The sequence below is a fragment of the Glycomyces halotolerans genome (assembly GCF_054779575.1).
Genome location: NZ_BAAGXZ010000004.1, coordinates 1 through 23,333, shown reverse-complemented (window position 1 = coordinate 23,333; position 23,333 = coordinate 1). Strand labels below are relative to the sequence as shown.

At 69.4% G+C, this 23,333-nt stretch carries 19 protein-coding genes and 3 pseudogenes; 8 read left to right on the top strand and 14 right to left on the bottom strand.

Annotation, left to right across the window (positions count from 1 at the left end; translation table 11 throughout):
• Positions 1 to 53: 53 nt before the first annotated feature.
• The 4 genes from ACYVL2_RS04965 to ACYVL2_RS04950 all read right to left on the bottom strand — a co-directional run bounded on the left by ACYVL2_RS04965 (position 54) and on the right by ACYVL2_RS04950 (position 5,665).
• Positions 54 to 1,358 carry an ABC transporter substrate-binding protein gene (locus ACYVL2_RS04965; protein WP_460540801.1) on the bottom strand — a complete coding sequence of 435 codons (1,305 nt, stop codon included), beginning with the start codon at positions 1,356 to 1,358 and terminating at the stop codon, positions 54 to 56.
• 37 nt (positions 1,359 to 1,395) lie between these two features.
• Positions 1,396 to 2,301 carry a carbohydrate ABC transporter permease gene (locus ACYVL2_RS04960; RefSeq protein WP_460540799.1) on the bottom strand — a complete coding sequence of 302 codons (906 nt, stop codon included), beginning with the start codon at positions 2,299 to 2,301 and terminating at the stop codon, positions 1,396 to 1,398.
• Positions 2,291 to 3,277, bottom strand: coding sequence for a carbohydrate ABC transporter permease (locus tag ACYVL2_RS04955; RefSeq protein WP_460540797.1), 987 nt, complete (start codon positions 3,275 to 3,277; stop codon positions 2,291 to 2,293). The genes ACYVL2_RS04960 and ACYVL2_RS04955 overlap by 11 nt, the downstream gene beginning before the upstream one ends.
• A 222-nt stretch (positions 3,278 to 3,499) precedes the next feature.
• The gene (locus tag ACYVL2_RS04950; protein WP_460540795.1) at positions 3,500 to 5,665 is read right to left on the bottom strand and encodes an MMPL family transporter; all 2,166 of its coding nucleotides are present in this window, start codon (positions 5,663 to 5,665) and stop codon (positions 3,500 to 3,502) included.
• Between the two features lie 155 nt (positions 5,666 to 5,820).
• Between ACYVL2_RS04950 and ACYVL2_RS04945 the strand changes: the two genes are divergently transcribed.
• Positions 5,821 to 6,591: a TetR/AcrR family transcriptional regulator gene (locus tag ACYVL2_RS04945; RefSeq protein ID WP_460540792.1), complete on the top strand. Its 771-nt coding sequence runs from the start codon at positions 5,821 to 5,823 to the stop codon at positions 6,589 to 6,591.
• A gap of 38 nt (positions 6,592 to 6,629) precedes the next feature.
• Here the strand turns inward: ACYVL2_RS04945 and ACYVL2_RS04940 are convergent, their stop codons facing one another.
• The gene (locus ACYVL2_RS04940; RefSeq protein ID WP_460540790.1) at positions 6,630 to 8,183 is read right to left on the bottom strand and encodes a Rieske 2Fe-2S domain-containing protein; all 1,554 of its coding nucleotides are present in this window, start codon (positions 8,181 to 8,183) and stop codon (positions 6,630 to 6,632) included.
• A gap of 184 nt (positions 8,184 to 8,367) precedes the next feature.
• Here ACYVL2_RS04940 and ACYVL2_RS04935 point away from each other — a divergent pair.
• Both ACYVL2_RS04935 and ACYVL2_RS04930 read left to right on the top strand, forming a co-directional pair.
• Positions 8,368 to 8,691: pseudogene (locus ACYVL2_RS04935) on the top strand (helix-turn-helix domain-containing protein); the annotation flags it as partial.
• A gap of 141 nt (positions 8,692 to 8,832) precedes the next feature.
• Positions 8,833 to 9,051, top strand: coding sequence for a DUF2631 domain-containing protein (locus ACYVL2_RS04930; RefSeq protein ID WP_460540788.1), 219 nt, complete (start codon positions 8,833 to 8,835; stop codon positions 9,049 to 9,051).
• Between the two features lie 1,572 nt (positions 9,052 to 10,623).
• Here the strand turns inward: ACYVL2_RS04930 and ACYVL2_RS04925 are convergent.
• The 7 genes and pseudogenes from ACYVL2_RS04925 to rpsB all read right to left on the bottom strand — a co-directional run.
• Positions 10,624 to 10,897, bottom strand: a pseudogene (locus tag ACYVL2_RS04925) (DivIVA domain-containing protein); the annotation flags it as partial.
• 21 nt (positions 10,898 to 10,918) lie between these two features.
• A complete protein-coding gene (rlmN, locus tag ACYVL2_RS04920) occupies positions 10,919 to 12,073 on the bottom strand; it encodes a 23S rRNA (adenine(2503)-C(2))-methyltransferase RlmN (protein WP_460540786.1) in 1,155 nt (384 codons plus the stop codon).
• A gap of 99 nt (positions 12,074 to 12,172) precedes the next feature.
• Positions 12,173 to 13,132, bottom strand: a complete 960-nt coding sequence (locus tag ACYVL2_RS04915) for a phosphatidate cytidylyltransferase (RefSeq protein WP_460540784.1) — start codon at positions 13,130 to 13,132, stop codon at positions 12,173 to 12,175.
• Positions 13,132 to 13,689 carry a ribosome-recycling factor gene (frr, locus tag ACYVL2_RS04910; protein WP_460540782.1) on the bottom strand — a complete coding sequence of 186 codons (558 nt, stop codon included), beginning with the start codon at positions 13,687 to 13,689 and terminating at the stop codon, positions 13,132 to 13,134. Before frr ends, ACYVL2_RS04915 begins: the two co-directional genes overlap by 1 nt.
• Before the next feature lie 53 nt (positions 13,690 to 13,742).
• Positions 13,743 to 14,471, bottom strand: a complete 729-nt coding sequence (gene pyrH, locus ACYVL2_RS04905) for a uridine monophosphate kinase (protein WP_460540780.1) — start codon at positions 14,469 to 14,471, stop codon at positions 13,743 to 13,745.
• 138 nt (positions 14,472 to 14,609) lie between these two features.
• Complete coding sequence (tsf, locus tag ACYVL2_RS04900) at positions 14,610 to 15,422, bottom strand: translation elongation factor Ts (RefSeq protein WP_460540778.1); 813 nt, start codon at positions 15,420 to 15,422, stop codon at positions 14,610 to 14,612.
• Positions 15,423 to 15,433: 11 nt separating this feature from the next.
• Positions 15,434 to 16,432, bottom strand: a complete 999-nt coding sequence (rpsB, locus tag ACYVL2_RS04895) for a small ribosomal subunit protein uS2 (RefSeq protein WP_460540776.1) — start codon at positions 16,430 to 16,432, stop codon at positions 15,434 to 15,436.
• A gap of 424 nt (positions 16,433 to 16,856) precedes the next feature.
• Here rpsB and ACYVL2_RS04890 point away from each other — a divergent pair, with 424 nt between their 5' ends.
• The 4 genes and pseudogenes from ACYVL2_RS04890 (at position 16,857) to dprA (ending at position 20,443) form a co-directional block, all read left to right on the top strand.
• Positions 16,857 to 17,360: a murein hydrolase activator EnvC family protein gene (locus ACYVL2_RS04890; RefSeq protein WP_460540774.1), complete on the top strand. Its 504-nt coding sequence runs from the start codon at positions 16,857 to 16,859 to the stop codon at positions 17,358 to 17,360.
• Positions 17,357 to 17,698, top strand: a pseudogene (locus tag ACYVL2_RS04885) (YraN family protein); the annotation flags it as partial. The gene ACYVL2_RS04890 and the pseudogene ACYVL2_RS04885, both read left to right, overlap by 4 nt.
• A 25-nt stretch (positions 17,699 to 17,723) precedes the next feature.
• Positions 17,724 to 19,262, top strand: coding sequence for a YifB family Mg chelatase-like AAA ATPase (locus tag ACYVL2_RS04880; protein ID WP_460540771.1), 1,539 nt, complete (start codon positions 17,724 to 17,726; stop codon positions 19,260 to 19,262).
• 8 nt (positions 19,263 to 19,270) lie between these two features.
• The gene (gene dprA, locus ACYVL2_RS04875) at positions 19,271 to 20,443 is read left to right on the top strand and encodes a DNA-processing protein DprA (RefSeq protein ID WP_460541207.1); all 1,173 of its coding nucleotides are present in this window, start codon (positions 19,271 to 19,273) and stop codon (positions 20,441 to 20,443) included.
• Positions 20,444 to 20,471: 28 nt separating this feature from the next.
• Here the strand turns inward: dprA and ACYVL2_RS04870 are convergent, their stop codons facing one another.
• Together ACYVL2_RS04870 and ACYVL2_RS04865 are read right to left on the bottom strand one after the other, a co-directional pair.
• Complete coding sequence (locus ACYVL2_RS04870; protein ID WP_460540769.1) at positions 20,472 to 21,695, bottom strand: hypothetical protein; 1,224 nt, start codon at positions 21,693 to 21,695, stop codon at positions 20,472 to 20,474.
• Positions 21,696 to 21,774: 79 nt separating this feature from the next.
• Positions 21,775 to 22,806, bottom strand: coding sequence for an SIS domain-containing protein (locus tag ACYVL2_RS04865; protein ID WP_460541204.1), 1,032 nt, complete (start codon positions 22,804 to 22,806; stop codon positions 21,775 to 21,777).
• Positions 22,807 to 23,182: 376 nt separating this feature from the next.
• Between ACYVL2_RS04865 and ACYVL2_RS04860 the strand changes: the two genes are divergently transcribed.
• Positions 23,183 to 23,333 (top strand): helix-turn-helix domain-containing protein (locus ACYVL2_RS04860; RefSeq protein ID WP_460541202.1); only part of this gene is annotated, 151 nt, incomplete at its 3' end.

The following is a 23,333-nucleotide window of genomic DNA, read 5'->3' as shown; positions in this document are numbered from 1 at the left end:
GATCGACCAAGAGGCGGGGCCTGGCGGCCCCGCCTCTCGAGCCTGAGCGCGTCTTAGCCGATGGCGGCCTCGGCCTCAGACATGAACTGCTCGGTGGTCTCCTCCGGCGTGGCGTCGCCGAACACCAGCGGCTCGTACACCCGCAGCGTGATGTCGGCGATCTGCCCGGCCCCGATCGGCGGGACCGGCGGGCCCTCGGCCAGGTCGGGAGTGAGCTCGGCGATGAAGTCCGCGCCCTTCGCCTCGGCCTCGGGCAGGTCGGGCAGGATGCGCGCCCGCTGCTCGGTGTTGGCCGGGAGGCCGCGGTCGGTCAGCGTGAGGTCCAGGGCCTCGTCGCTGTTGAGCAGGAAGTCGATCAGCTTCCCCGCCAGCTCCGGGTCGGCGTCGGCCGAGGCGGCCCAGAACATGGCCGGCTTGAGGTACATGCCCGGCTGGACGCCGTCGGCCTCACCGGGGAGCCGCAAGAGCTGCAGTTCGCTTCCGAGGACGGCCTCCAGTCCGCCGACCTGGTTGGACCAGTAGAACTCCGAGGCGCCGGTGCCGACGGCCAGAGGAGCCTGGTCCTGGCCGGCGGCGTAGGCCTCGACGATCTGGGTCGCCGACGGGACGGCCCCGGCCTGCACCAGGCCGTAGATCATGGACCACCAGTCGGTCATGGTCCCCGCGCTGAACCCGAGCGAGCCGTCGGGCGCGTACAGGCTCTCACCGCGCTGCCTGGCGAAGACGTTGAACAGGGCCTCGTTGTTGAACGAGATCGCCGAGTTCCCGACGGCGTCGCCGCCCTCGGAGATCGCGGTGACCCATGCGACGAAGTCGTCCCAGCTCCAGGTCTTGTCGTCGGGCATCTCCACTCCGGCCGCTTCGACGAGGCTCGGGTTCACCAGCAGGCAGAAGGCGTTGACGCCGGTGCCGATGCCGTAGGTGGTGCCGTCGAGCTGCCCGCCTTCGAGAACCGCCTTGTCGAGGTTCGAGAAGTCGATGCCGATGTCGTCGAGCGCGAGGAGCGTGTTGCGCTCGGCGTATTCGCGCAGGTAGCGCTCCTCGTGCTGCATCACGTCGGGCGCGTTGCCACCGGAGACGGACACGTTGAGCGCGTCCCAGTAGCCGGACCAGTCGGAGATGTCTTCACGGATCGTGACGCCTTCGTTCGCCGCTTCGAATGCCGCGATGATCTCGCGGGTGTATTCGTGGCGTTCGTCGCCGCCCCACCAGGCGAGCGTGAGCTCCCCGGATCCGCCGTCGCCGCCGCCGTCGTCGTCGTTGCCGCAGGCGGCCAGCAGCGGAGCCGCTGCGGCTCCGAGCAGACCGGCCTTGGCGAGCGTTCGCCGGCTCAGGCCCGAGGGGTTGAATGCGTTCATGGTCTCCATCCTTTCAGGAGGATTCTTGGTTGCCGTGTCATTTGATGCCGGTGGTCGCGATGCCCCTGACGAGGTACCGCTGGCCGGCCAGGAAGAACCCGAAGATCGGGCCCAGAGCCACGATCGACATCGCGAACACGGATCCCCAGGAGGTCTGGCCCTGGGCGTCCATGAACAGGCGCAATGCCAGTGGCACGGTCTGCAGGTCGATGTCTCTGAGATAGATCAGCTGGGAGTAGAAGTCGTTCCACGTCCAGATGAACGTGAAGATCGCGGTGGTCGCCAGAGCGGGCGTGCACAACGGCATGATGATCTTCAGGAAGATCCCCCAGTATCCGCACCCGTCGAGCTGGGCGGCCTCGTCGAGGTCCCGCGGCAGGCCGCGGATGAACTGCACCATCAGGAACACGAAGAACGCGTCGGTCGCCAGCAGCTTGGGCACGATCAACGGCCAGAAGGTGTTGATCCAGCCGAGGTTATTGAACAGCACGTACTGGGGGATGATCACCACGTGGATCGGCAGCATGATGCTGCCGAGCATGATCGCGAACAGCATGCCGCGCATCGGGAACCGCAGCCGCGCGAAGGCGTACGCCGCCATCGAGCACGCGACGAGGTTGCCGACGATGGCGCCGGCCACGACCACCAGCGAGTTGAAGATGTACTTGTGGAACGGGTGCGGCAGCGACGTCCAGCCTTCGGTGTAGTTGCGCCACTCGATGCGGGACGGAATGAGGCTCGGATCGGAGAAGATCTCGTCGAGCGGCTTGAAGGAGGCCGACAGCATCCACAGCAGCGGGTAGATCATGACCATCGCGAAGACGATCAGACCCAGGTGGATGAGCAGGCGGCGCAGTCCGCCGAGTTCGGGGCGAGCGCGCTTGCGGGGGGCCGGGCGCAGGTCGGGCCGGGCCGTGGCGGGGGTTTCGGTCTCAGTCGCCATAGAACACCCAGTATTTCGACATCAGGAAGTTGAGGGCCGTGAACAGGCCGATGATCATGAGCAGCAGCCAGGCGATCGCCGAGGCGTAACCCATGTCGAACGCGGTGAAGCCGCGTTCGTACAGGTACAGGGTCAGGAACAGCGTCGAGTCCGACGGCCCGCCCTTGCCTCCGGAGACGATGAACGCCTGGGTGAAGGACTGGAACGCGTTGATGATCTGCAGGACCAGGTTGAAGAAGATGATGGGCGTCAGCAGCGGGACGGTGATGTTGAGGAACCGTCGCACCGGGCCGGCGCCGTCCACTCGGGCGGCCTCGTAGTACATGGTGGGGATCTGCCGCAGGCCGGCCAGGAAGATGACCATCGGCGAACCGAAGGTCCACACGTTCAGGATGATGAGCGTGTCCAAGGCGTAGTCGGGGTGGGAGACCCAGCCGGTGCCTTGGATGCCGACGATGGCGAGCACCTGGTTGACCAGGCCCTCGGTGCCGAACACCTGGCGCCACATGATGGCGATGGCCACCGAGGAGCCCAGCAGGGAGGGCAGGTAGAAGATCGAGCGGTAGATCGGCAGGCCCCGGACGCCCCGGTCGAGGATCATGGCCAGGCCGAGCGCCAGCGCGAGCTGGAGCGGCACGGAGACGAGCACGTACCGAAAGGTGACTCCGACCGATTTGGCCAGGCGCGGGTCGTCGAGCATCCGCTGGTAGTTCTCGAGCCCGATCCAGTTGGCTTCGCCGATGAGGCTGTAGTCGGTGAAGGAGAGATAGAGTGAGGCGACCATCGGCCCGATCGTGATGCCGAGCAGGCCGACCAGCCATGGCGCGAGGAATGCCAAGGCGGCCCAGCGCTCACGGCTGCGCGCGATCGTGCGGCGCCGCGCGGTGGGCGGGGAGGCGGCACCGGCCGCCGGTCCCGTCGGATCACCGGAGTCGCGCTCAGCCGGTGGCGCGACGGCGACTTCTTTGTCGGTCATTGAGTATTGAGGCCTTTCGCAAGGGGCTGGCTCCAGATCAACTAAGGCTATGCAACCGCTTGCCTTATTGTCAATGCCTCAACTTATATTCCTCTATTTCATTTGGGTCTCGACTCGCTGAGCGCCGACGAGCACCTGGATCCACTGTTTATGCAGGTCAGAGTACACGAATGACGGCCCGTGCCGCGTGAGCGCGGCACGGGCCGGGGTGTTGGGATCCGATCAGACCCCGGCGGGGACGCGCTCGGACGCGGCCTCTGCCGGTTCCTCGGTCTCCTTGATGCCGTACTTCGAGTACAGGCGGGCCAGCGGGCCGGGCACCCACCAGTTGGCGCGTCCGAGCAGGCGCATGGTGGCCGGGACCAGGAGCATGCGCACGACGGTCGCGTCGAGGAAGATCGCCACGGCCATGCCGACGCCGATCATCTTCATGAACGTGATGCCGCCGGTCGCGAAGGCCCCCACGACCACGATCAGGATCGCCGCGGCCGCGGTGATGATCGATCCGGTCTTCTGCATGCCGCGCAGGACCGCCGTGCGGTTGTCCGCCCCGTTGTCCCACTCCTCGCGGACCCTCGAGAGCAGGAACACTTCGTAGTCGGTGGACATAGCGAACAGCAGCACCACCATGAGCAGCAGGTTCGACGGGCTCAGGTAGCCCGAGGCGGTGAAGTCGAGCACGCCCGACAGGTGCCCCTCCTGGAAGATCCACACCACCACGCCGATGGCCGCGGCCAGGGAGACCAGGTTCATCAGCACCGCCTTGACCGGGAGGACCACCGATCCGAACGCCAGGAAGAGCACGATGATCGTGACCGCGACGATGTAGCCGACCATGGCCGCCAGGCCGCCGCCGATGGCCTCGAACATGTCGACCAGTTCGGCGGGCTCGCCGGAGACGTGGATCTCGGCGCCGCCGACCTCGATGCCGCGGACGTCCTCGACCAGGTCGCGGGCGTCGCCGCTGAACGGGTCGGCGTCGTAGGCGACCTGCAGCAGGGTCGCCTCGCCGTCCTCGCCGATCGGGGTCACCGCTTCGACGCCGTCGAGTCCTTCAAGCGTTTGCACGACCTCGGCCGCCGTCACCGGTCCCCCGCTGCCGACCATGACGTCGATGGTCTCGGTGTCGCCGCCGGGGAAGTCGGCGTCGATGGTCTCGGTGACGATCCTGGACTCGGCGTCGGCGGGCATCTCGCGCTCGTCGACGCCGCCGAACGCGGCTCCGGCGACGGGGGCGGCGAGCAGGGCCATGAACGCCAGGACCGGCAGCAGCACCAGCACGGGCCGGCGCATGACGCCCGAGGCCAGTCCGTGCCAGAAGCCGGTCTCGGTCTGGGCGGCCTTGTTGCGCCGCCACGGCAGGCGGCCCTTGTCGACGCGGTGTCCGAGCAGGTAGAGGATGGCCGGGAGCACGACCAGGGCGCTGGCCATGGCGATGCCGACGGCCGACATGACGCCGTAGGCGATGCCGTGCAGGAACGGCACCTCGACGAACAGCAGACCGCCCATGGACAGGACGATGATGAGTCCGGAGACCATGACGGTGCGTCCGGCGGTCGCGATGGTGTTGAGGACGGCCGTGCGCCGGTCGCGGCCGGCCGCCAGTTCCTCCCGGAAGCGCCTGAGCACGAACAGCGAGTAGTCGATCGACATGCCCAGGCCGATGATGGTGATGACGTTGGCCGCGAAGATCGAGACGTCGGCGAACTGGGCGATCACGCGGGTGACGGCGAAGCCGCCGAGGATCGCCATGCCGCCGATGAGCAGCGGCAGCGAGGCGGCGACCAGGGCGCCGAAGACGATGACCATGATGATCAGGAGCAGCGGCATGGAGATCATCTCGGCCAGCTCGAGGTCCTCTTGGACCTGGTGGTTGATCTCGTAGTAGATCGCGGCGCCGCCGCCGAAGGAGACGTCGAAGCCGTCCGCGGCGGCCGCGTCGCGGGCCTGCTCCTCGAAGGACTCGTAGCTGTCGAGCAGGGCGGTGTCGCCGCTGCCGGCGAGGTCGACCGCGGCGAAGGTGGCCCGGCGGTCCTCGGAGACGAAGGTCGGCGCCTGGGTGTCGTAGTAGGAGGTGACCTGTTCGACTTCGGGGAGGTCGGCGATCCTGTCCAGGGAATCGGCGACGGCCGAGGCGTATTCGGGGTCGTCGACGGTGAGGGCGTCGGACTCGTAGAGGATCACCACGTCGGCGCCGGTGGATCCGAAGCGCGCTTCGATGGCCTCGGTGTCGGTGACCGACTCGGCGTCGGAGGAGACGAAGCCGCCGTCGGTGAATTCGTCGAAGACGCCGAGGCCCCAGGTGGATCCGATCGCGAAGACCGCGACCACGCCGACGGCGATGAACCATCGCGCCTTGATCACCGCACGGCCTAGCAGGGAATACATGTGCTTCTCCTCTTGGGGTGGCCGCGGCCACCGCTGTGCGCGGTCCGACCGACGGTAGGATTGTTATCAGTGACTAGAAAGCTAACGGCGTTAACTCTATTGAACGGCAATCATAGAGTCAACGGCGTTAACGTAACTTTTGCAAGAGGAGTCCAGTGAGTTCCAACACCTCGGGCGGCACGACCCGAAGGGAGCGGATGCGCGCCGAGACGATCGGCGAGATCAAGGCCAGCGCCCACCGACAACTCGCCGAGCACGGACCGAGCGGGATCTCGCTGCGCGCGATCGCCAGGGACGTCGGCGTCTCCCCCGCGGCCCTGTACCGCTACTTCGACAGCCTGGACGCCCTCCTGACCGAGCTGTGCTGCGACTTCTACGACGAGCTCATCGCCACGGCCGGCGCCGCGATGGACGAGTTCGCGCCCGACGACCACCTGAACCGGATGAAGGCGTGGGTCTGGTCGTTCCGGTCCTGGGTCGTGTCCCATCGCAGCGAGTTCGAGCTCATGCTCAACGTCCCCGAGGGGCAGAGCGCGATGGCAATGCACGGTCAGAGCGCCGATGTTCCGTTCGAGGAGCTCCCCCCGGTGGTGCGGAAGTCCATGGAGCACGCCCAGATGTGCGGCCACGAACTGGCGGGATACTACAAGCAGACGGACGGCGAGGGGTTCGACTTCTCCTCGGTCCCGATGCCCGAGCTCTCCGAAGGCCTGCGGGATGAACTGCGCTACCGCTGCGCCGCGATGATCATCGGCGAGGACCTCCCGCTGAGCTGGGTGTTCGCCTTCATCTCCGGATGGGTGCGGATCTTCGGGCTGGTCACCATGGAGGCGTTCGGATCACTGCCGGTGCAGCAGAACATCGACGAGTTCTACAAGTCCCAGATCAAGTCGATGATGCACGACTTCGGCCTCGGGGACGGCTGAGTCACCGACCGCGACCGTGCGCCGTGGTGCTCGACTCATCACTCTTCAGCGCGAGCACTCCGCAGGTCGTGGCCGACGCTCGTCATGCACTTGCCCGAGGAGAGGTTCCACTTCCAACCGTGCATCTGGCAGGTCAGGACGCCGTCCTCGATCTTGCCGAAGACCGACAGGTCGGCCTTGAGGTGCGGGCAGCGGCGCTGGAGGCGCCAGCCCTGCATCGTGATGTCCTCGTCGTCGGGGCGCTGCTCCGCGTACCAGCCCTCGGCGTACTGGATGCGCTCCTCGGACAGGCACTTGAAGAAGGCGTAGACGTACTCGTTGTACTGGCCGATGCGCGCGGCGGTGAAGCGGCACGAGAGGAACAGCGAGTTGACCCAGTCGACCTCGCCCACGTGCAGGAGGTGCTCGATCAGGCGCCGCTCGGTCCGGAACCGGTAGCGGACCTTCGCCCCGTCGTCCGGGTAGATCCTGCGCTCCAGGAAGTCGAAGACGATCGACTCGACGACCTCGTCCGAATCCGGCGCGGTCAGGTCGAACCGCACCGGGCCGCCGATACCGGTGGCGATGTGCTCGGCCTGCGCCATGAGCGGCTCGATGCGCTCCCGAAGCGTCTCGAGCACGTCGATCTCGGGATGCGACCAGGTGGCCTTCTCGGCGGCGATGCGCTCCTTCTGGCGGTCGCGGTAGGCGTCGAGGTGCTCCTTCTTGTTGGCGAACCACTCCCGCAGGTCGCCGACGGGGTGGGTCACCGAGGCCGCGCCATCGCTCGCGACTTCGGCGACCGATCCGGGCAGCAGCACGATGTTGTTCTTGTGCCCCTGCTCCTCGAGCCAGTCGGTGTAGGCCATCTGGTCGGGGAAGATGTTGCCCTCGTCGCCGAAGACGTCGTTGAACTGGTACAGCTCGTCGTCGAGGAAGCACGGCGGCCCGGCGATCGGGAAGACCCAGTCGCCGGCGACGTCCTCGATGTAGCGCAGCGAGCGGTCGAAACCGCGTTCGCGCTTCTGCTTGCCGAAGGCGCGCTTGGCGTTGTCGGGCAGCTCGTAGACCATCGGGAACCAGATCGCGCCGGAGAACTGGAGCAGGTGGGCGTGGATCTTGCCGTGCCGGAGGAACACGCTCATGTCGGTCGGGCGGGCGTCGTTCTGGTTCAGCAGCCGCGTGCCGTCGGCGTCCTCGACCCACAGCGACGAGTCGCCGATCGGCCCGTCGGTGGGGCTGGTCAGCGCCTGGATCATGACCTTGACGCCGCCGGGCAGCTCCACGATCTCCTCGGAGACGGTCTTGATGAACTTGTGGAAGCCCAGGGCGCGCAGCTCGGACTCCAGCTCAGAGGTGGGGTACTCCGGCAGCAGGACGGTGGTGTCCTTGCTGATGCGCTTCGAGAGGTTCTCCTCGTCGAAGTGGTCGCGGTGCAGGTGCGACACGTACAGGTAGTCGGCCCGGCCGAGGGTGTCCCAGTCCAGCTGCGAGTTGTCGGGGAACGGGAACCAGGAGGCGAAGTAGGCCGGGTTCACCCAGGGGTCGCAGAGGATCGAGCCTGCGGCCGTCTCGATGTACATGCTGGCGTGGCCAGTACCGGTGATGCGCACGGATACCCTTCCGGAAATGGTCGACGGTGCCTCAACGATACCGACACCGTCGGCAGGTAGTCGAACATGGCGCAGCTCCGGTGATCGGGCACGATGACCTGTGGACGAGTATGGCCGAGACTGCACGTCTGGCACGGATATACCCGTGATCTTGCCGTATGGGGCAAAACGTGGAATATGGCTCGTGCAGTTGCGTTACAACTATCGGGCCTACCCGGATGGGGGTCAGCGGCGGGCGTTGGCTCGTGCGTTCGGGTGTGCTCGGGTGGTGTGGAACGACTGCCTTCGCGCTCGGAAGGAAGCGCACGCGGCCGGGGAGCCGTACGTGTCCTCGGCAGTGTTGTCCAAGCGGTACATCACCGCCGCCAAGCGCACCCCGGAGCGGGCCTGGCTGAGCGAGGTGTCGGCCGTAGTCCTTCAGCAGTCTTTGCGGGACCTGGATGCCGCATATAAGGCGTGCTTCGCCAGCACCGCTGGCAGCCGGGGTCGAAGCAGGAACCCACCGAGACCCGCAACGCGCGGGTGGTAGGAATCCCCGGCCTTCAGGCGAGGGAGGACGCCAAAGCTCACACCCGCCACGGGCTCGGGCCGCTCGTCCTTGTGGCGTGGCAGACTGTCGGCGGTAACGAAATGGTTTTGAGGAGTCGACATGGCAGCCGAAGAGCAGATCGTCTCGCCCGATCAGCGCAAGCCCACCAACCGCAAGGCCCTCTACACCGGCCTGCTGATCAGCGCCGCGATCATTCTGACGTTCCTGTTCGGCAACCACCCCGGACGGGTCGAGGACATCTTCGTCATCGTCTCCGCCGCCGTCCTGGTCGGCATCGTGGTGTTCGACGCCTGGCTGCGGAGGACCGGACTGCGCTGACCCGAGCGCCGAAGACGAGAACGGGGCCGCCGCGGCGGCCCCGTCGCTTCTCGCTTCGTCAGTGCATCATGCCCCGGCGGGCGAACAGCTCGCGGACCTCGCGCAGCGCCGAGTCCACTTCGGCTTCGAAGTAGCCGCCCTGGACCAGTGAGAACTGACTGGTGTCGAGTTCCCGGTCCGACAGCGGCACCGGGTTCCGGCCGGTCATCGCCGCCGAGACCGCGTCGAACATCTGGTCGACCTGCCTGGGGTCGTAGCCGGAGCCGAAACGGCGCGGCTGGAACGCGCGGCGCAGCTGCTCGAGCCGCTGCACGTCGTCGGGCGTGAACGGCGAGTCCGACGCCCGCATCTCGGTGGTCATCTCCTCGCGCCCGTGGCGGCCGGGCGCCTCGAACACACCGCGGCCCTCGTACGGGTTGCGGCGGCCGAAGTCCGGCGGCGCGGCGGCGCCGCGGGACGGCGGAGCGCCGCCGTAGACGCCGTTGTCGCTCGGCGCCGGCGGAGACCCGCCGGGCTGCTGCCCGAAGCCCCCGGTCTGCGGAGGCGGGCTCGGCGGGGCCGCGCGGCGGCCGAAGCCCGAGTCCTCCGGCCCGTGGCCTTCAGGTACGAAGCCCTCGTGGCGGTTCGGCGGCCCATCGGGCTGGTAGCCGTCCCTCCCGTAGGCGCGGGGCCGCGGCGAACCGTACGGCGGTTCCTCCTGCGGCGGGCCGTCGTGGCGCTGCGGAGGCATCGGCTGGGGAATCGGCGCGGTCGGCGGCGGCCCCATGCCCTGCTGCGGCATCGGAGGCGGCGACTGCCGGGGCGGTCCGGCCTGCGGGATCGGTCCGGTCGAAGGACCGGTCTGCCCCGGAGGCATCGGCGGCTGCGAGGAATGCCCCTGCGGCGGCGCGGCGGGCCGACGACCGGTGGTCTCGCCTCTCTCGTCGTCGTAGGCCGCGCCGAAGCCCGGCGGAGGAGGAGGCTCGGGAGCGGCTCGGCGGCCCGGAGGCATCTGGCCTGCCGGCGGCTGCACGCGGGTCTCGTCGACCGACGGCGGGGGCCCGAAACCGCGTTCCGGTTCGGCGCCCGGAGGCGGGAAGGAGCCGCGGCGCGGGTCGGACTGAAGCGGCAGCTGCTCGGTCGCCCCGTGCGGGGACGGACCGGCCTGCGGGCCGTCGTGCATCGGCGAGCCCGCGCGCGGCGGGCCGAAGTCGCCGCCACGCGGTCCGGCCGGGTCGGGGCCGCGGGGCGCACCGAAGTCGCCCGGCGGGGGCGGCTCGGGGGCTCCGCGGTGCGGAGCGCCGAACTCGTCGCCGCGAGGCTTCGCGAAAGGGTCCTCGTAGTCGTCGCCGGGAGGGCCGTGGAGAAAGCCGAAGCCCTCGTCGTCGTCGCCGCGCAGATCGGCGAAGCCCTCGGGGTCGGGCGCGGCGGCCCTGGCGCCTCTGGCGGCGGGCTCGCGGACCGGGGGCGGCGGCGCGGCCTCGCGCGCGGCCATCATCTCGCGCGCCGGTATCGCCTGGGTCGGCGGAGGCTCGGCCTCGCGCCGCTGTGCGGGGGCGGCGGGAACGGAGCCGGTCGATTCGGGTTTGCCGTAGTCCGGTGCCGGAGCGCTGCCGAGCACACCGCGCTCCTCCAGCTCGGCCAGCTGGCGCGCCACCCGGTCGAGGTAGACGTCGACCTGCCACTCGTCATAGCCCCCGAACCGGACGCGGAAGACGACGTCGTCCACTTCGTCGGCGGACACCGGGCTGCCGACGGGCTCACCGGCGAGGGTGGCCTCGACACGGTCAAGGAACGCGTCCACTTCGTCGACCTTGTAGCCCCGGCTCAACGCCCGACGCCGGAATCGATCCCCATGACTCGCCACTACCAAGCCACCCTTCTCCGCCTAACTCACCGCACCGGCGGGTGACAGCTCGCCTGGCTTCTCGCCGGCAGAGCTGGGCGAACCAGACTCCCGGACCGAAGCGGCCAACTGCCCGCAGGCACCGTCGATCTCCTGGCCACGCGTGTCGCGCACCGTAGTCGGCACACCCGCATTGCGCAACCGCCGCACGAACTCCGCCTCCACCGGCTTGGGACTGGCGTCCCACCGGCTCCCCGGCGTGGGGTTGAGCGGGATCAAGTTGACATGCACCAACTTACCCGCAAGTAGCTCACCCAGCAGGTCCGCCCGCCAGGGCTGATCGTTCACGTCTCGGATCATTGCGTATTCAATGGAAACGCGACGCTTCGTCACCGAAGCGTACTCCCAGGCCGCCTCCAGAACCTCGGCGACCTTCCAGCGCGTGTTGATGGGGACGAGCTCATCCCGCAGCTCATCGTCGGGGGCGTGCAGCGACACCGCCAAAGTCACCGGCAGCCCCTCTTCGGCGAGTTTCCCGATCGCCGGGACCAGCCCGACGGTCGAGACGGTCACGTGGCGGGCCGAGAGTCCCACGCCGTCGGGAACCGGGTCGGTGATGAGCCGCAGCGCCGCCTTGAGGCGGGGCCAGTTGGCCAGCGGCTCGCCCATGCCCATGAACACGATGCGCGACAGGCGCCCCAGGCCGCGCTCCTCGGCGAGGCGGGCGCAGTTGACCACCTGGTCGACGATCTCGGCGGTGGTCAGGTTGCGCGTCAGCCCGGCCTGGCCGGTGGCGCAGAACGGGCAGGCCATGCCGCAGCCGGCCTGCGAGGACACGCAGGCGGTGACGCGGTCCGGGTAGGCCATGATGACGCTCTCGACCAGTGCGCCGTCGTGGAGGCGCCAGACGGCCTTGATGGTCTTGCCGCCGTCGCAGTCGTCCAAGCGCACCGGCTCCAGCAGCCGCGGCAGCAGCGCGTCGCCGATGGCTTCGCGCGAAGCGGCCGGCAGGTCGGTCATCTGCGTCGCGTCGCTGAGGTGGCGGCCGAAATACTGGCGGCGCACCTGCTTGGCGCGGAAGGCGGGCTGTCCGATGTCGGACAGGACCGACTGGCATCCCTCCAAGTCGAGGTCGGCTAGATGGACGGGCGCCTGCTTGCGCGGGCGCGGCTCGGTCAACGTGAGTGCTACAGACATGTCACGACCTAGTCTCGCATGAGTCGCGGCGGACCCGCCAACCCCGGATCGCGGTTTTCACCTCGCGTTCTCCTCCAACACGTACGACAACCAGGACAATCACCCGAGCAGGTAGCGGAACCACACATAGGCCACCGGAGCGACCATGAGGATGGAGTCGAGGCGGTCCATCACTCCTCCGTGTCCGGGAATGAGATTGCTCATGTCCTTCAGACCGAGGTCCCGTTTGAGCAGACTGACCGACAGGTCCCCCAACGTAGCGGCCAGCGCCACGCAGACGCCGAACGCCACGCCCAAGCCGAAGGGGACGCCGAAAATGAGCCACAGCGTCAGACCGCCGCCGAGCGCGGCTGCGGCGACCGAACCGGCCATACCCTCCCATGACTTCTTCGGGCTGATCTTGGGCGTCATCTGGTGGCGTCCGAGCAGGACTCCGGCGGTGTAGCCGCCGGTGTCCGAGAGCACCACGGTGAACAGCATGATCAGCACTTGGGCCGCGCCGGTCTCGATGCCGTATCCGAACAGCGACGCCGATCCATGAGTGGAGGTCGCCAGCAGCATGACGAATCCCGCCAAAAACGGCACTTGGACGAGCACGAGCGAGGCGGCGGGGACGTCGGCGCGGTAGCCGGTGGCGCCTTCGGAGAGGCGCCACACGAACAGTGCCGCGACGCCGACCGCGGTGCCGAGCAGCAGGCCCGTCGCACCGCCGTACCAGGCCAGGACCACGATGAGGGCGCCGGCGACCGCCAGCGGGATCACCGGTACGTTCTTGCCGCCCTTGCGCATCGCGGTGCCGGTCTCCCAGCAGGCCACGCCGACGGCGATGACGGCCAGGCCGAGGAAGGCGATCGGGCGGATCAGCAGCGAGGCCAGTACGACGGCGGCCAGGCCGAGGCCGACGCCGATGGCGACCGGCAGGTTCCGTCCGGCCGAGGCCCGGCGGCGGCGTTCCGGCCCCGCCGCGGCGACGGGTTCGGCGTCGTCGTCGGAACTCCGCCCGCCCCCTTCTGGGGAGCGGTGGCGAGCGCCGGGCGATCCGTCGGGGAGTGCGCTCATCAGATTTCGAGCAGTTCGGACTCTTTGGCGCTCATCAGCTCGTCGACGATGCCGGTGAATCGGGCGGTGAGGTCGTCGAGTTCCTTCTCGGCCGAGTGGCCCTCGTCCTCGGAGGCCTCGCCGTCCTTGACGGCCTTGCCGATCTCGTCCTTGGCGCGGCGGCGGACGTTGCGGATGGCGATCTTGGCGTCCTCGCCCTTGGTGCGGGCGACCTTGACCATTTCGCGGCGGCGCTCCTCGGTCATCGGAGGCAGGTTGAGCCGCAGCTGCGTGCCCTCGTTGGAGGGGTTGACGCCGAGGTCGGAATTGCGGATGGCGTCCTCGATCTGCTTGATCTGCGAGGAGTCGAACGGCTTGACCAGCACCATGCGCGGTTCGGGGATGGCGATCGAGGCCAACTGCGGCAGCGGCGTCGGCGCGCCGTAGTAGTCGACGGTGATCCGGTTGAACATGGCCGAGGAGGCGCGGCCGGTGCGGATGACGCCGAACTCCTCTTTGGCGTGCTCGATGGCCCGCTCCATTTTCTCCTCGGCTTCGAGGAGGCTCTCGTCAATCACGGCTTTCTCACATTCTCTTGCAGCCTGACAGCACTTCTGACCGTACCGTCCCGTCACTCGCCGTCGGCGGCGTGTATGAGCGTGCCGAGCCGGTCGCCGACGATGGCGCGACGGAGGTTCTCGTCCCCGTCGACGCCGAAGACCAGCATCGGGAGGCGGTTGTCCTTGCAGAGGCTGAAGGCGGTCTGGTCGACGACCATCAGCTCGCGTTTGAGGGCCTCGTCGAAGGTGAGCTCCTCGAGCCGCTGCGCGCTCGGGTCGACCCTCGGGTCGGCCGTGTACACCGCGTCGACGCCGTTCTTGCTCATCAGCACGACCTTGGCGCCGATCTCGAGGGCCCGCTGAGCGGCGACGGTGTCGGTGGAGAAGTAGGGCAGCCCGGCGCCGGCGCCGAAGATGACCACGCGGCCCTTCTCGAGGTGCCGGATGGCGCGGCGGGGGATGTAGGCCTCGGCGACCTGCGCCATGGAGATGGCGGTCTGGACCCGGGTGTCGACCCCTTCCTTCTCCAGGAAGTCTTGGAGGGCCAGGCAGTTCATGACGGTGCCGAGCATGCCCATGTAGTCGGCGCGGGTGCGCTCCATGCCGCGGCTCTGGAGCTCGGCGCCGCGGAAGAAGTTGCCGCCGCCGACGACCACGGCGACCTGCACGCCGGCGGCAACGCCGGCGGCGATCTGTCGGGCCACGCCCTGTACGACGTCGGGGTCGACGCCGATGGAGCCGCCTCCGAACGCCTCTCCGGACAGTTTCAACACGACGCGGCGGTAGGTGGATTCACTCATGGCGCTCCCTGGTGGTGTCGGCGGTGGCGGCCCGTCCAGCGGTCCGGACACGGAACGAGGCGGCGGCATATGAGCCGCCGCCTCGTCTCTCATGCTTTACGGCTGGAGCCAGTGTAGTCGGCGGTGTATGTCCGCAGACTACTCCTGGCCGACCTCGAAGCGGATGAAGCCGGTCACTTCGGTGCCGGCCTCTTTGAGGACCTGCTGGACGGTCTTCTTGCTCTCCATGACCGAGGGCTGCTCGAGCAGGCAGAAGTCCCGGTAGTAGGCGCCGACCTTGCCTTCGACGATCTTGTCCCAGGCTCGCTCGGGCTTGCCCTCCTCCTTGGCGGTCTCGAGGGCGATGCGCTTCTCGGCCTCGACGACCTCGGCGGGGACCTCGTCGCGCGACAGGTACTTCGGGCGCATGGCGGCGGCCTGCATCCCGGCCTGGCGCGCGGCCTCGACGTCGCCGGTGTAGGCGACGAGGACGCCGACTGCCGGCGGCAGATCGGCGGCCTTGCGGTGCATGTAGACCGCGACGTCGCCGTCGAAGGAGCCGACTCGGCCGATGACGAGCTTCTCGCCGAGCTTGGCCGACTCCTCGGCCACGATCTCGGAGACGGTCTTCTCGCCGAGCTTCGCGTCGGCGAAGGACTCGACGTCGGCCGGGCGGACCTCGTCGGCGAGCTCGACCAGGCTCTGGGCGAGTTCGATGAACGCGCCGTTCTTGGCGACGAAGTCGGTCTCGCACAGCAGCTCGAGCAGCGTGTTGCCGGACTGGGCGACCAGGCCCTGGGCGGTGGTGCGCTCGGCGCGCTTGCCCACGTCCTTGGCTCCCTTGATGCGCAGGGCCTCGAGGGCGGTGTCGTAGTCGCCGTCCGCCTCTTCGAGGGCCTTCTTGACGTCCATCATCCCGGAGCCGGTGGCTTCCCGGAGCTTCTTGACGTCAGCCATCGTGAAGTTGGCCATTGCTCCCCTTCTTACTTCTCGTCGGCTTCTTCGGCGACCGTCTCGCCCGCGGGCTCGACGACCTTCTCGGTGTCCACGGTCGCTTCGGCGGCCTCGGTCTCGGCCGTCTTCTCGGCCTCGGCGGCCTTCTCGTTCGCGGCCACCTGCTCGGCCAGCGCGGGCTTCTCCGCCTCGGCCGCCTTCTCGACGACCTTGTCGGCCGCGGCGGTCGGCTCGGCGGCAACGGGCTTGTCGTCCGTGGCGGGCTTTTCGGTCTCGAGGAGGTCCTTCTCCCACTCGGCCAGGGGCTCGCCCTCGGCCTTGCCGGCCTTCGCGTCGGCGCCGCCGGAGCGGGCCAGGAGGCCCTCGGCCACGCCGTCGGCGATGATCTTGGTCAGCAGGGAGACCGAGCGGATGGCGTCGTCGTTGCCCGGGACGGGGTGGTCGACCTCGTCGGGGTCGCAGTTGGTGTCGAGGATCGCGACGACGGGGATGCCGAGCTTGCGGGCCTCGTCGACGGCGATGTGCTCTTTCTTGGTGTCGACGATCCAGATCGCCTGCGGGGTCTTCTCCATGTCGCGCAGACCGCCGAGCGTGCGCTCGAGCTTGTCCTTCTCGCGCATGAGCTGGAGCATTTCCTTCTTGGTGCGGTTGGCCGCACCGTTGGCCTCGATGATCTCGAGTTCCTTGAGGCGCATCAGGCGCTTCTGGATGGTCTGGAAGTTGGTGAGCATCCCGCCGAGCCAGCGGTGGTTCACGAACGGCATGCCGACGCGTGCGGCCTGCTCGGCCACCGCTTCCTGGGCCTGCTTCTTGGTGCCGACGAACAGCACCGCGCCGCCTTCGGCGACGACGTTCTTGACGAAGTCGTGGGCCTTCTCGGCGTAGTCGACCGTCTGGCGCAGGTCGATGACGTAGATGCCGTTGCGGTCGGTGAGGATGTACCGCTTCATCTTCGGGTTCCAGCGTCGGGTCTGATGCCCGAAGTGCACGCCGCTTTCCAGCAGCTGCCTCATGGTGACAACCGGCACGGTTGCATTCCTTTCTTCCCTGGTTGGCCGCGGGGAACGCCTCGAAGTCCGAGACCCCCGCCCTGGCGCCCGCCCTTGCGGTCATCAACCGGAAACTCCGGACCTGGGAGACCGCGACGGCCAGACCTCGCCCATGGCGCGTATGGCATGGATTGGTCGACCGCGGCGAGCGCGCGAAGTCGGCGCGCGCGATGGAGCCGGCGCGTGCCGCTCCGATCAGTGTACGCCGGGTCCGGACCCGCCGACGAGCGCGGTGGGGACTGGTGACCGAGGCGATGGAGCGGCGTCCCGGCGGCCGTGATCCGCATGAACGGGCATGGACGGACCCGAACGGCGCAGCTGGTCACAGACGGTACGGACGGGGGTTATCCACAGCCTCGGAACTTTTCTTGCCGATTCCGGGCAAGCCCCACAGCATTGAGTCATGCAGAGAACACACAGAGCAATATTGGTGGCCCTCATCGCCGGATCGCTGCTGGCGGCCGCCGGCATCCTCGCTCCCACACTGGCCCGCGCCGACGGTCCCTGGCTGCCTCCGGTCGGCCACATCGATCCGGCCACTCGATTCGACCCGCCGCCCGTGCCGTGGCTGCCGGGCCACCGCGGCGTCGACTTCGCCGCCGGCTCCGACGGCGAAGTACTCGCGGCCGGAACGGGCACGGTGGTGTTCGCCGACCGGCTCGCCGGGCGCGGCGTGGTGAGCATCGACCACGCCGGCGGCCTCCGCACCACCTATGAACCGCTCGAGCCGCTCGTGGGGCCCGGCGACGAGGTCGCCGCCGGGCAGGTCATCGGCCACCTCACGCCCGGTCACGCCACCTGCCCGGCCACGGCCTGCCTCCACCTCGGGCTCAAGCGCGGGCCGTTCTACCTCGATCCGCTCCTGCTCTTCGGGAGCGGCCAGGTCCGGCTGCTCCCCCGGCCATGAGCCTGCGCCGCACCGGCCCCCATGAGCTGGGACGCCTCGGCGAGCGCTACGCCGCGGCCCACCTGCGCCGGGACCGCATGCAGCTGATCGAGAGCAACTGGCGCCACCGGCTCGGCGAGCTCGACCTCATCGCCCGCCACGGCGACACCATCGTCGTCTGCGAGGTCAAGACCCGCCGCTCGGGGCGCTACGGCGGACCGCTCGAAGCGGTCGACGCCGAGAAGCTCGACCGCGTCCGGCGACTCGCCCGCGCCTGGCTGCGCGACCGCTGCCGACCCGACCAGCCCTGGCGCATCGACCGCCTCGGCATCACCGTCACCGACGACCGCCGCATCCGACTCGAACACCATTGGGGGACCCGCCATGGGTTACAGCCGCACCAGCACCGTCTGCATGATCGGCACGACCGGCGTGATCGTGACCGTCGAAGCCTCGACCTTCAAGGCCAACGCGAAGGGCACCGACAGCGTCCGCATGTCCGGCCTGCCCGACAGCGTCGTCAACCAGGCCCAGACCCGGGTCCGCTCGGCCATGGCCAACTCGGCGCTGCGCTTCCCGGACAAGTCCGTCTCCGTCAACTTCGGGCCCGCCTCGCTGCCGACGACCGGTTCGGCCGCCGACCTGGCCCTGGCGGTCACCATCATGTGCGCCGACGAGATGGTGCCCGGCGACCGCCTCGCGGACGCGGTGCTGCTGGCCGAGCTCGGTCTCGACGGGAGTCTGCGGCCCGTGCCGGGCACGCTGCCGGCGTTGACGGCGGCCCGCCGCGCGGGAATGACGACCGCGATCGTCTCGCCCGGCAACGCCGCCGAGGCGGCCCTGGTCGACGGGCTCACCGTCCTGGCGCCGAGCAACCTGTCGGTACTGGTCGCCTGGCTGCACGGCCAGACCGTGCTGGAGCCGGCAGAGTCGGCCGCCGCCGCGCCACCGCCGCCGCAGCCGGACCTGGCGGACCTGCGCGGGCAGCCCAAGGCCCGGCGCGCCCTGGAGATCGCGGCGGCCGGCGGCCACCACATGTTCATGGTGGGTCCGCCCGGAGCGGGCAAGACGATGCTCGCCGAGCGGCTGCCGTCGATCCTGCCGCCGCTCACCGACGAGGAGGCGGTCGAGGTCACCTCCCTGCATTCACTGCGCGGCCGCTTCAACGGCGGCGCGGCCGAACTGCTGCGCCACGCCCAGTTCGAAGCGCCGCACCACTCCATGACCGTCCAGGCCCTCATCGGCGGCGGCCGACATCCCGGGCCCGGCTCGCTGGCGCTGGCGCACCGCGGCGTCCTGTTCATCGACGAGGCTCCCGAATGGCGCCGGGAAGTCCTCGACTCGCTGCGCCAACCGCTCGAGAGCGGCGAGGTGCTGGTGCGCCGGGCCGAGAGCACGGTCAGCTACCCCGCGCGGATCCTGCTCGTCCTCGCCGCCAACCCGTGCCCGTGCGCCCCGAACCGGCCCGTCGAATGCCGATGTCCGCCCGGCGACCGCAAACGCTACTTCGGACGGATATCGCGCCCGCTGCGCGACCGCATCGACCTGCGGATCGACGTCGAGGCGCCGCCCGCCTCGGCGATCCTGTCCGACCAGGTCGACGCCGAACCGTCCGAGCCGGTCGCCAAACGCGTCGCGGTCGCCCGGCAGATCGCGGCCGACCGCTGGGCCGCGTCCGGCGAGCGCTGGAAGCTCAACAGCGAGGTCCCCGGGCCGGCGCTGCGGTCGGCGCGCTGGCGGCTGCCGGCGGCGTCCACCGCGACCGCCGACGGCCTGCTGCGGCGCGAACGCATCACCGCGCGCGGCTACGACCGGATCCTGAAACTCGCCTGGACCATAGCCGACCTGCGACAACACGACCGGCCGACGGCCGAGGACGTCACCGCGGCGAGCGAACTGCGGCTGGGCTACACGATCACCTAGGAGGAGCCGTGACCGATTTTCCCGACGACCCGCGCGAAGCGCTCATGCTGCTGTCGTCGATCCTGGAGCCGGGAGACGGCGATCTCGACGACCTGCTCGGCGACATCGGACCGGTCGAGGCCGTCCGCCGCATCTGGAACGGCGAGGTGCCCGAGCGACTGCGCCAGATCACCGGCGCGACTGTGGCCTGCACGCCCGACCCGCTCGAACGCTCGCGTGCGCTGGCGCGGTCGACCGAGGCGTGCGGCGCGCGCGTCCTCGTGCCCGGGGACCCCGAGTGGCCCGAGCAGCTGCGGGACCTGCTGCTCGTCTGCGACGCCGACGAGCCGCACCTGCGCCCGCCCCGGTGCCTGTGGGTCCGAGGCCCGTCGGACCTGGCGGCGGTGAGTCGCCGCTCGGTGGCCGTCGTGGGCGCGAGAGCCGCGAGCGAATACGGGCAGCACGTCGCCGACGAGCTCGCCGCCGACTTGACCGACGCCGGATGGTGCATCGTCTCCGGCGGCGCCTTCGGCATCGACCGGGCCGCGCACCTGGGGTCGCTCGCCAGAGGCGGTCAGACGGTCGCGGTCCTCGCCTCGGGCGTCGAACGGCCCTACCCGCAGGCCAACCGCTCGATGTTCGACCTGATAGCGCAGCGGGGCCTGCTCGTCAGCGAATGGCCTCCCGGCTCCTCGCCGATGCGGCACCGCTTCCTCACCCGCAACCGCGTCATCGCGGCGCTGGCGTCCGGCACCGTGGTGGTCGAGGCCGGAGTCCGCTCCGGAGCCAGGAACACCGCCAGGCACGCGGCCGAGCTGGGCCGCGTGCTCATGTTCACGCCCGGGCCGGTGACCTCGTCGCGGTCGGTGGGGGTCCACCAGCTGGCGAGGGAGCCGTGGGACGCGCGACTGGTCACCCGCGCCGAGGAGGTGATCGAGGATCTCGGCGGCATCGGCGGGCCGCTGGCGCCTCCGCCGCCGTCACCGCGCAAGGCGTTCGACCGTCTGACCGAGATCGAGGCCCGACTGGTCGAGGCCATACCGAGGGGCTACGTCGTCGACGACGCGCGGTTGGCCGCCGCGGCGGGCGTGCCGGTCGCCACCACGGCCGAGACCTTGGTGCGGCTGGAGCGGGACGGCTGGGTCGAGCGGCTGGACGGCCGCTGGCGCCTGGCGAGAGGAGGCGTCATGTCGCCAGGTTGAGCGGCCGCGACCGCGGGACGCGGTGCGGTCAGCAGGGGCCGCCGCCGGACTCCGGGTAGTCCACTGTGACGGTCCGAGGGTCCTCGAGTTCGGCCCGCGGGGCCCAGCACTCGTAGACCGCGCGCTCCACGCAGCTGGCTCCGGTGGTCATCGCCGACTCCACGTCCGGCTGAGCCAGACGAAGCCGCACCCAGTCCTCGTTGCGGCCCAAGACGAGCACTTCCACGTCGCGCCAGCGCGCCTTGGTGAAGAACCGCCTCGCCCGGCTCACGGGGCTGCGGCTCGCCGCTCCCCTGACGTAGGCACTGAAGCCGTGACCGGGGTCGGCCGTGACCGGGACCCGCTCGCCCTCGTGCTCGCCGATGAGGCCGGCGTGGACCGCCGGGTCGACCCTGAACAGCGCCCGGCCGCTCTCGAGTCCGGGGATGCTGCCGATGAGGTCGCGGTGTCTGGCGCCGACCACGCGGTCCCACACGTTCGTCTGCGGCTGGTACTGGAACAGCGAGACCTCGGCGCCGTCGGCGGTGTAGGCGAGGATCTCCGCCCTGGCGGTCAGCGGCAGGTCGGCCAGGTTCGCGGTGGCGAATTCGGGTATGAGGTGCTTGCCGCTGGGCAGGAATCCGGTCCCCAGGACCATGGATCCGCGCCGCTCGCGGCCCGGCATCGACACCAGGCCGGGGAAGTTGACCGCCTCGGTGCTGACGTAGTCGCACGCACATATGGCCTTCCAGCGCAGTGCGAACGACACGCCGCCGATGTTGTCGGGGTCTCCGGCGAGGACGACGCGGTCCTCGGGGGCGCGCAGGTGCGCCACGTCGAATTCGCGGAAGCACACTCCGCTGACCAGCGGCGCGGTCGTCAGCTGCCGGGCGACCTGGTGGCGGTTCAGGGGCTTGACCATCCGCGTGCCGACCGTGACGAACGCGGTGGCCCGCACCGCCGACACCAGGGCGCGCTCGGCGGCCTCGAGACGCGGGTTCTGGCTGAACTGGTGGACGGTCCGGAAGTCGGCCCCGGGCATGACCGGGACCGACACCGGCGCCACTCCGGCTCGCAGCATCTCGCCTCCGGCACTGGCCACTTCGGAGGCGTGAACGTACCGGTGGAAGGCCCGGCCGCTCGGCTGGAATCCGTTCTCATGAGTGTCCGAATAGAGCTCGAAAGCCGCCCCTCCGGCGATCGGCCGAGCCGTGTAACGCTTCTCGTGCCAGACGATCTCGGTGGTCGAGCTGGAAACTGCCGGGGCATGCATGCTCAGCAGCTTATCGATAGCGGGGAACTTTCCGGTGAACCGAACGTGAACATGCGCTTGTAGGCAGCGCGAATAGAGCTCACGTCGTCTCGGTGACCTTCTTGAGTCCACGTGGCGCATCGGGGTTCTCGCCGCGCTCGATCGCCAAATGGAGCGCGAGTTGTTGCAGCGGAAGAATATCGAGGATTGCGGCCAGTCGTTCGTCGACCGCCGGGGTCCTCAGGCGAGCGGTCTGTCCGGGAAGGTCGGCGGCGCCCACGACGACGACGTCGGCGCGCTGGCGCCCGAGCCGGCTGAGCACGTTCCACATCGCGTGTCCGCCCGGGCCGGATCCGACGACGGCGAGCACCGGCACCCCGGGGTCGGCCATCGCCAGCGGTCCGTGCAGCAGATCGGCCCCGGAGAAGGCCAGCGAGGGAAGGTAGGAGGTCTCCATGAGCTTGAGCGCGGTCTCGCGGGCGGTGGGGTAGGCGTAGCCGCGTCCGGTGGTCACGAACCGGTCGGCGAAGCGGTAGCGGCCGGCGAGCTCGCCGGCTCCCGAGGCGTCGAGGACGTCGTGGGCCAGTTCCGGGAGCTTCTCGAGCCCGGCCGCCTCGGCCGGGTCGACCCGGCCGGTCCCGGTGCGGATGCCCTCGATGAGCAGCAGGAGCGCGAGCAGTTCGGCGGTGTAGGTCTTGGTGGCGGCGACGGCGCGCTCATGACCGGCGCGAATGTCGAGGTGGAGCTCCGCCTCCCCGGCCAGGCGCGAGTCGGGGTTGTTGGTGACGGCGAGGGTGAGCGCGCCGGAGGCTCGGGCGGCGGCGACGACCTGGGCCAGGTCGGGGGAGCCGCCGGATTGGCTGACGGCGACGATGAGGCAGTCGGCCCAGTCGGGGCGCGAGTCGTAGACGGTGACCACCGACGGGCTGGCGAGGCTCGCCGGCAGGCCGAGGCGGATCTCGGTGAGGTAGGCGGCGTAGAGGGCGGCGTGGTCGGAGGTGCCGCGGGCGGTGAAGACGATCGAGCGCGGGCGTGCTTCGGCGATGCGCGCGGCGACGGCGGCGATCTCGTCGGTGGCGTGGTCGAGCAATCCGGCGAGGACGTCCGGCTGCTCGGCGATGTCGGCGGCCATGCCCTGGCCCTCGCTCCCGCGCTCGGCGGCGTCGGGCCGACTCTCGGGGTCGGCTGGTGTGCGGTCCTCGGCTTCGCCGATGCGGGGCTCGTTCACGTCGCGCTCCTTGTGCGGATGTTGCCTCTAAATATTAAATAAACCTTCATAATGAGCCTAGTCGACACCCGCCCACGGCGTCCACCACCCGTGCCGCGGCCGCGATAACTCCCTGTCAACAGTTACGCCCTCCTCTGCATCCTTCCGGGGAAACTCCGGCCTTCGGGCCGGGGAGGAATCGGACTTTTTCTGAGCAGGTCAGTGGCCGGTGAAGGCGTCGCCTTCGACGCCTCCCCGCCCCGGAACCCGGCTTACAAAACCTACATGCATACTGTGAGAGGTGAGCGTCCAAGCGCGGCACCGGGCCTTCCGGTTCCGGTGCTACCCGAACCCGGAGCAGGCCGAGAACCTGGCCCGCACGTTCGGGTGCGCACGCTTGGTCTACAACAAGGCCCTCGAATACCGGCACAAGGCGTACTTTCGCCGGGGCG

What these genes read in the sequence shown, in the direction of transcription:
- ACYVL2_RS04965 (WP_460540801.1), bottom strand. Translation starts at nt 1,358, where the DNA reads ATGAACGCATTCAACCCCTCGGGCCTGAGCCGGCGAACGCTCGCCAAG.
- ACYVL2_RS04960 (WP_460540799.1), bottom strand. Translation starts at nt 2,301, where the DNA reads ATGGCGACTGAGACCGAAACCCCCGCCACGGCCCGGCCCGACCTGCGC.
- ACYVL2_RS04955 (WP_460540797.1), bottom strand. Translation starts at nt 3,277, where the DNA reads ATGACCGACAAAGAAGTCGCCGTCGCGCCACCGGCTGAGCGCGACTCC.
- ACYVL2_RS04950 (WP_460540795.1), bottom strand. Translation starts at nt 5,665, where the DNA reads ATGTATTCCCTGCTAGGCCGTGCGGTGATCAAGGCGCGATGGTTCATC.
- ACYVL2_RS04930 (WP_460540788.1), top strand. Translation starts at nt 8,833, where the DNA reads ATGGCAGCCGAAGAGCAGATCGTCTCGCCCGATCAGCGCAAGCCCACC.
- rlmN (WP_460540786.1), bottom strand. Translation starts at nt 12,073, where the DNA reads ATGTCTGTAGCACTCACGTTGACCGAGCCGCGCCCGCGCAAGCAGGCG.
- ACYVL2_RS04915 (WP_460540784.1), bottom strand. Translation starts at nt 13,132, where the DNA reads ATGAGCGCACTCCCCGACGGATCGCCCGGCGCTCGCCACCGCTCCCCA.
- pyrH (WP_460540780.1), bottom strand. Translation starts at nt 14,471, where the DNA reads ATGAGTGAATCCACCTACCGCCGCGTCGTGTTGAAACTGTCCGGAGAG.
- tsf (WP_460540778.1), bottom strand. Translation starts at nt 15,422, where the DNA reads ATGGCCAACTTCACGATGGCTGACGTCAAGAAGCTCCGGGAAGCCACC.
- ACYVL2_RS04890 (WP_460540774.1), top strand. Translation starts at nt 16,857, where the DNA reads ATGCAGAGAACACACAGAGCAATATTGGTGGCCCTCATCGCCGGATCG.
- ACYVL2_RS04880 (WP_460540771.1), top strand. Translation starts at nt 17,724, where the DNA reads ATGGGTTACAGCCGCACCAGCACCGTCTGCATGATCGGCACGACCGGC.
- ACYVL2_RS04870 (WP_460540769.1), bottom strand. Translation starts at nt 21,695, where the DNA reads ATGCATGCCCCGGCAGTTTCCAGCTCGACCACCGAGATCGTCTGGCAC.
- ACYVL2_RS04865 (WP_460541204.1), bottom strand. Translation starts at nt 22,806, where the DNA reads ATGGCCGCCGACATCGCCGAGCAGCCGGACGTCCTCGCCGGATTGCTC.